Consider the following 7,026-nt stretch of genomic DNA (forward strand, 5'->3'; position numbering starts at 1 on the left):
GCGAGCGGTGGAGTTTAGATTTCTCTCTCTCTGGATTTAGCTTAAACTTCCTAGATCTTAATGGAGACCCCTCGGCTGCTTTACTCTTAGGGGCAGCAACCGTTTCCCCTGACATAGGTTTTAGCTACTACTTCTAAATTAATCACGGTAACGTTTAGTCAGCTCATCGTAAGAATCAAGGCGGCGATCGCGGAAGAAGGGCCAGATACGACGCACATTTTCGGAGTGAGCTAAATCTACTTCTATCATCAGGTTCTCTTCTAATTTTGAGGAGGCTTTGGTCAGTATCTCTCCCTGCGGACCCGCGGCAAAGCTAACCCCCCAAAACTGCGCTCCCTGGGTCTGCCCGGAAGGATCGGCTTCGTGACCTACCCGATTTACCGCCACTACCGGAAGCCCATTCGCTACGGCGTGTCCGCGCTGAGAAATCATCCAGGCGTCTAGCTGCCGTTGCTGCTCATCGGCCGGATCGGTCAGTTCCCAACCAATTGCGGTAGGGTAGATAAGCATATCGGCTCCGGCCAGAGCCATCAATCGGGCAGCTTCGGGATACCACTGATCCCAGCAAACCAACACTCCTAATTTACCTACTGAGGTTTCAATTGGGTTGAAGCCCAGGTCACCGGGAGTGAAGTAAAATTTTTCGTAGTAGGCCGGATCATCGGGAATATGCATCTTGCGGTACTTCCCGGCGATGCTACCATCTCTTTCCAAAACAACTGCCGTATTGTGATAAATGCCCGGAGCTCGCCGCTCAAAAAGTGATGTGACTAGTACAATGTTTAATTCACGAGCTAGAGCCCCAAAATATTCGGTAGATGGTCCCGGAATGGGTTCGGCTAGGTTGAACTGCTCAGTGTCTTCAGTCTGACAGAAATACAGATAGTTGTGCAACTCCGGCAGCACTACTAATTCAGCTTTCTGTTCAGCGCACTGCCGAATATTGCGCTCTAGTCTTTTTAAGTTCTTAGCGGTATCTGCCTGGTTTTGCTGCTGTACTAATCCTACAATCATGGTGGTTGGTATGAAGCAATTTTAACGCTAAATCCTTAGCGAAAGGTTTGTTAATTTCCTTCTTTTGAGAATAACCCCTCCGATCAACTATACTATGACCGACCAACTATACCGCCCCATTGCTTTTCTACTCTTAATCTCCCTCCTCGCTTCCTGTAATCAAAACCCACCGGAACAACTGACTACCGAGCAGCAATTAGATACGCTGATTCAGCAGTACGTAGATACCAGTGGTTTTAGCGGAAATATTTTGGTGGCAGACAGTAGTGGCGTGGTGTACGCCAAGGCGTTTGGCTACCAATACGCTGCCCAAGAAATACCCATGCAGCTTAATACCGCCTTTTATCTAGCTTCCCTTTCCAAGCACATTCACGCGATGGGTATTCTGTATCTGGCTGATCAAGGTAAGCTAAGCCTAGACGATACACTTAGGCAGTATTTACCGGACATGCCCGCCGCCGATCAGATTACAATTCGGCAGTTGCTTACCCACACCCACGGTATTCCTGATTACTATAATTTTATGGAATCGTTTCCTCCCGGACTAACTAATACCGATGTGCTGGCGGCAATTCGGGGAGTAGATTCACTATTATTTGAACCGGGTACCCAATTTAGCTACGGAAACTCCGGTTATACATTGCTCACCACCATTGCGGCTCAGTTAAGCGAACAACGCTACGCCGATTTTATGCAGCAAGCATTTTTTGACCCCATCGGTATGAGCCACACCGTTATTTTTGACGAACTGGCTGATAGCGTAGCTAACCGCGCGGTAGCCGTGAATGCCCGGGGAGAAACCGATAATTATCAATTTCGTACGGTAGGTGGAGGAGGTGTTTTTTCTACTGCAGAGGATTTGTACCGGTGGGATCGAGCTTTGTATGGCGGGGACTATATCCGCCCGGAAATGTTACAGTCGGCCTATTCACCAGTGCAACTCAGCGATGGCAGTAGTCATCCCTACGGCTTCGGCTGGTTTACAAATGCCGAAAATCCCAACTTTATACATCATACCGGCGAGCTGAATGGGTTTTGCAACTACATCGGTCGGTGGTTAGATGAGCAAAAGCTGATAATTATGCTGAGTAACAATCAGCGCGAAGCTCCTGAATTGCTTGTTAAGGCTATTCATGAGGTGTTATAGTACTCCTTCTGGATACTGCATCGTTACACAGTGCAGCGAACCGTGCTGTTGCAGTAGTGCCTGGCAGGGAATGCCAATAACCTCCCGATTGGGAAAGACCTGTTGAAATATTTCGCGGGCCGGTTCATCTTGAGGTAGGCCGTAGAAAGGTAAAAGAATAGCTTCATTCATAATCAGAAAATTGGCGTAGGTGGCCGGTAAGCGATTACCTTCATTATCGTATACCGCGTCCGCCATTGGTAGTGGAATCAAACGATAGGTCTCATCGGATTGAGTACGGAACTGTTGCAACTCCGATTCCATTTTTGCCAAAGCTTCGTAGTGTTCGTCAGCCAAATCAGTACACTGTACGTAAGCAATCGTTTGGGGATCACAAAAACGGGCAAGGGTATCAATGTGGCTATCGGTATCGTCGCCCGCTAAATATCCGTTTTTGAGCCAGAGGATACGCGACACTCCTAAAGTCTCTTTCAGAAATTCATCAATCTGCTTTTTACTCAGATGATCGTTTCGGTTACGCGACAGTAAACAGGCTTCGGTGGTAAGCAGCGTTCCAACGCCATCAGATTCCACACTGCCTCCTTCCAACACGAAATTTTTGACAGGTTGGTATTTAACGATCGCGTCGAATGCTTGCTGCTCGTAGAGTCGGCGAGTAATCTGATTATCCAGGTGAGCCGGAAACTTTAACCCCCAGCCATTGAACCGAAAATCTAAAAGTACCGGCTGACCGTTATCCAGCACCGTAAGCCCGCTATGGTCGCGCGCCCAGGTATCATTGGTTGGAATCCGGTGGTAGATGATGTTAGCCGGGTCGCAATGGGTCAGGTATGGCTTGGTTTCGTCAATACTAGCGCAGACGATTAGTAGCTTCTGCCGGAGCGAAACTTCGTAGGCAATTCGCCGGTAGCAGGAAATAACCTGTTCAAGTGAACCCTGCCAATCGGTTTGCGCGTGAGGCCAGGTTAATTGTACTCCACTTTGAGAATACCATTCAGCCGGAAAAAAGCACTTACTATTCATGCCACAAAATTACTATACAAAATAAGTTACACTCGCTACCAGCCGTTGAAACTACGGGCAACGATAATTCATATCCTTGAGGAAGCGAATTGTACTTTATCTGTGTGAGCGAGATAGAACCAAATACCATAGATAAATGTTCTTATCTCAAGCAAATTGTAGTGAGATTTATAGATCAGCAAAAGCAGTTCCCCCAAATAGAGAAATAGTATTCTATTGCGTATTAGTGTGGTTTGTTGCCGAATTTTGAACAAAGTTTGTCATAAAATACAGATAATTCAAAAAAAATGCGTATATTGTAAACTTCGCTATTTATTAGGTTAAACTAAAAGTTTTTATGTTTTTCTTAATATCAGTGATCTTTATCTCAGGTTTGCTGATGCTTTGTATCAGAACCTGTAAAATTTGTTTCGTTTTTCACCTTTAATCCCTTAGCTTTTGGCACGACCAACAACTCGCAGTATCACGCTTAAGTCCGGTTATTACATTGAAGTTCGACAAAAAGGAGAACCCAAAGGTATTAAAATTCGCCGCGACACGTATCCTCAAATTCAGGCCGCTATTCGCCGTTACGAGCATTTGTACGAAGTTAAATATATTGGCGAAGTAAAAGCGTCCGCTTAACATCTCTTGATTGAGCAGTAGTCGTCAGTCCAACCGGTGCCATTCGGAAGATCATTTAGGAGAAGCCCGAGAGTACTGGTGGAATGACGACTAACTGGCTTTACTGGCTCGAAGATTAAATACTAAGTCTTACCACAACATAGCTGATATTGGCTGCGGCTACGGAAGCATGACTTTCCGCCTAGCTCCTTACTTCGCTGATTCCGCTCACCTTATTGGAATTGATTTTGAAGAAGCCTACATCAAGAAGGCTCGTCAGAAGGCCAAACGCATCCAAAAATCCATCAATAGCCGTTTTACCTTTCAGGTAGGTAGTGCCGACAAAATTCCGTTAGAAGACGGACAGATGGATCTCACCTTCTGTCAAACACTCCTTATTCACGTCCCTAAACCCACTGAGGTAATTAAGGAAATGAAGCGAGTTACTCGCTCCAATGGCTGGGTAGTGGCGTTTGAACCGAATAATCTGGTTTCAAACTTGATGTTTGATAGCTACGCCGATACTGAATACGATGTATCCGATACGCTAGAAATGATGGAAGTACGCCTGCGTTGCGAGCAGGGTAAGCGTAAACTGGGTGAAGGATTCAATTCGCTGGGGGGAGCCATTCCTGATCTTTTCAGACAAGCAGAGCTAACCAATATTCAGGTTTGGATGTCGGATAAAACTTTACCATTAATTCCTCCCTACAATAGTCGTGAGGAACGGGTGCGGGCTGCTCAACTAGTAGATTGGCTGGAAAACGAAGAAGGTGGATTAGGCTACCAAGAAACGCTTCACTACTTCCGGGCCGGAGGCGGCAAGCAGCATGTATTTGAAAGCTACTGGCAACGAGTGTTGGCGTATAAAGCTAAACTACTCACCCAGCTAAAATCACAAACCTACTTCTCATCCGGGGGGCAACTGATGTACATTGTGGCGGGGCAAGTGTAAAAAAGGCTATTCTTACCCCAGTCTACTAGTTGGGCAAACTCATCAGTCGATTCAATTCAGCGGTTGCCGCTTTTATCTGCTCGGTTTTAGGTAAAACGTAACACTGATCTTTATTAGGTGCTGACTGCCATTCGTGAGTACCATCCTCAAAAATCTCGTTGTAACCCTCACAAGTCTGATCAAAGTAAGGGTCCAGTCCGCGTACCGCGATGAGTACCGCCAGTAAATCGGCACTGTGGTGGGTCGGGCCTTTTGCCCATCCAGCTCGCTCAAAGAACCACTCGTAGGCCCGACGGACAATGTGGTCTTCTTCCGTATCGGGTAAAGTACTACCAGTTTGGTAAATGTGGGCCAATTGATCACCGCCGCCGCTAAAGAGAATATGCGTTGGCCAGTTCTTCACTACATCTACCGTGGCGGCGGGGTCAGGCTTCCAGTTGCCGTGTACCTGGGTGTTGGTGTTTTTCGGAAACCGACCACCCATACAGACATAATGCTTTACCTTTTGCTCCACTAACTCACGGCCGTTCAGCGGACTAAATTCGTCGGGGGGAGTATGCAGCAGTCGAGACAAATTGGTTAGATAACCTACCGTCACAATCACTACACTGCTGTCAGGTTGTTCAGCCAGTATTTTCCGGTAAAGCAGAGCTGCTTCAGGCAGCGAATCAGAGGAAGTGACAGAATGCGGATAGGCTTCAGCTACCGACTGGGCGTACACTGACTTACGGTTTACTGCCTCACCTTTGGGTACGCCAATCGGAATATCCGGCCTTCCGTAAAAAGTATTAATGGCATCTAGGCAGGGGGCACTCCAGGGATTAACCGAGGATACCATGGTAGCTAGAATTTTAGCTTCACCTCGGTTGGCCAGCGCGTGGAGCACTGCGGTAGCTCCTACATCATCCACATCCGATTCCATATCAGTATCGTAGATAATCTTAACTGCTTGCGCCGAAACAGAGGCAAAACTGAGGTAAAAGCATAGCAAGCCAATTAGAATGCTATACTGAATTACATAACTTCTCGAGTCTATCATAAGTTTACTTCTTTAAATGCCTGTTGCAATTCCTTCACTTTATCAGGATGAGCATTGGCTACATTGTTCTGCTCGCCAATGTCTGTGGATAGATCGTATAGTTCATCTGTATTACGCAGCTTCCAGTTGCCTCTACAAAAAGCAGTTTCGTCTTTGTAGCGCCAGAAGATGTCTCGTTCTACCGTAGTACCTTCATCAAATAGTACTGAACTAATATCTACTCCGTCGATAGGGTGCTCCGTTAGCGAATCGGAAAAGTTGCTGATGGCTCCTAAAGTTGGAACAATATCAATATTGCAGACTGGCTGATCTACAACCTGGTTAGGCTTGATGCTACTCGGCCAGCAGACCATTGCCGGAACGCGAATTCCTCCTTCCCACAGCGTAGCTTTTTCGCCTCGTAGTGGCCCGTTGCTAGCGTGGCCGTAGTAGGTTTCGGAGTAGCCACCGTTGTCCGATACAAACCAGATGATCGTATTCTCCAGTAGATTCGCTTTTTCAAGCTTCTCCCACAAACGGCCTACGTTATCATCCAGACTGGCCACCATTGCCGAATACAACCGCCGATATGGGTCTTCAATATGGGCGAAGCGATCCACGTATTTTTTCGGAGCTTGCAGCGAATTCATAATCTTGTAATTGTTGTACTCTCCTTCAAATAAGGAGGCGGTCACTTCCGGTACATTGTCCGGATCGGTTTTACCAAAGTGCGGAGCATTGTAGGGAATATACAGGAAGAAAGGATTCGTATCGCTTTTCGCCCGTTCAATAAAACCAACCGCATGATCAGTGATCAGGTCAGTAGAGTAACCTTCTTCTTCAACCGACTCGCCGTTCACAAACCAGAAATTGCCTATACCTCCGTACACGTGATGGAAGTAATCAATACAACCAGCTTTGTGCCCGGAAAACAGATCAAACCCCTGGTGCATGGGTAAATAAGAAGGCTGCGCAGAACCTAAATGCCACTTTCCAGTAATGGCTGTTTGGTAGCCCTGCGCTTTGAGCAGTTCGGCCAGCGTTACTTCCTCTTCATCAAAGTGATTTTTGTCGCCGGGCATAATCACCTTGTCCAGATCGTGAAGCGACCGCTGAGGGTAGCTACCAGTAAGGAGGCTGTAACGAGAGGGAGTGCAAACCGGGGCTGAGACGTAAAAATCCGTAAACCGAATTCCGGCTTGGCCGATACGATCAATATTAGGGGTAGGAATATCTCCGCCGTAGCTGCTCAGATCGCCGTAACCC

At 47.0% G+C, this 7,026-nt stretch carries 7 protein-coding genes; 3 read left to right on the plus strand and 4 right to left on the minus strand.

The window, feature by feature from the left end; translation table 11 throughout:
* Positions 1 to 138 precede the first annotated feature (138 nt).
* Positions 139 to 1,014 (minus strand): carbon-nitrogen hydrolase, encoded by an 876-nt coding sequence (locus tag WBA23_RS22975; RefSeq protein WP_424584617.1) that lies wholly within the window; start codon positions 1,012 to 1,014, stop codon positions 139 to 141.
* A gap of 94 nt (positions 1,015 to 1,108) precedes the next feature.
* Between WBA23_RS22975 and WBA23_RS22980 the strand changes: the two genes are divergently transcribed.
* The gene (locus WBA23_RS22980) at positions 1,109 to 2,161 is read left to right on the plus strand and encodes a serine hydrolase domain-containing protein (RefSeq protein WP_424584618.1); all 1,053 of its coding nucleotides are present in this window, start codon (positions 1,109 to 1,111) and stop codon (positions 2,159 to 2,161) included.
* On the opposite strand, the gene WBA23_RS22985 is transcribed toward WBA23_RS22980, so the two are convergent.
* Positions 2,156 to 3,184: an agmatine deiminase family protein gene (locus WBA23_RS22985; RefSeq protein WP_424584619.1), complete on the minus strand. Its 1,029-nt coding sequence runs from the start codon at positions 3,182 to 3,184 to the stop codon at positions 2,156 to 2,158. The genes WBA23_RS22980 and WBA23_RS22985 overlap by 6 nt on opposite strands.
* A 438-nt stretch (positions 3,185 to 3,622) precedes the next feature.
* Between WBA23_RS22985 and WBA23_RS22990 the strand changes: the two genes are divergently transcribed.
* Together WBA23_RS22990 and WBA23_RS22995 are read left to right on the plus strand one after the other, a co-directional pair.
* Positions 3,623 to 3,808 (plus strand): hypothetical protein, encoded by a 186-nt coding sequence (locus tag WBA23_RS22990; RefSeq protein WP_302204137.1) that lies wholly within the window; start codon positions 3,623 to 3,625, stop codon positions 3,806 to 3,808.
* Positions 3,809 to 3,911: 103 nt separating this feature from the next.
* Positions 3,912 to 4,742: a class I SAM-dependent methyltransferase gene (locus tag WBA23_RS22995; RefSeq protein WP_424584622.1), complete on the plus strand. Its 831-nt coding sequence runs from the start codon at positions 3,912 to 3,914 to the stop codon at positions 4,740 to 4,742.
* 25 nt (positions 4,743 to 4,767) lie between these two features.
* Here the strand turns inward: WBA23_RS22995 and WBA23_RS23000 are convergent, their stop codons facing one another.
* Entirely contained in the window at positions 4,768 to 5,781 is a 1,014-nt protein-coding gene (locus tag WBA23_RS23000; RefSeq protein ID WP_424584620.1) for a nucleoside hydrolase, read from the minus strand.
* Positions 5,778 to 7,026: sulfatase-like hydrolase/transferase (locus WBA23_RS23005; RefSeq protein WP_424584621.1), on the minus strand; the 1,249-nt coding region annotated here is incomplete at its 5' end. The genes WBA23_RS23000 and WBA23_RS23005, both read right to left, overlap by 4 nt.

The organism is Tunicatimonas sp. (assembly GCF_049647865.1).
Taxonomy (GTDB): Bacteria; Bacteroidota; Bacteroidia; order Cytophagales; family Cyclobacteriaceae; genus Tunicatimonas.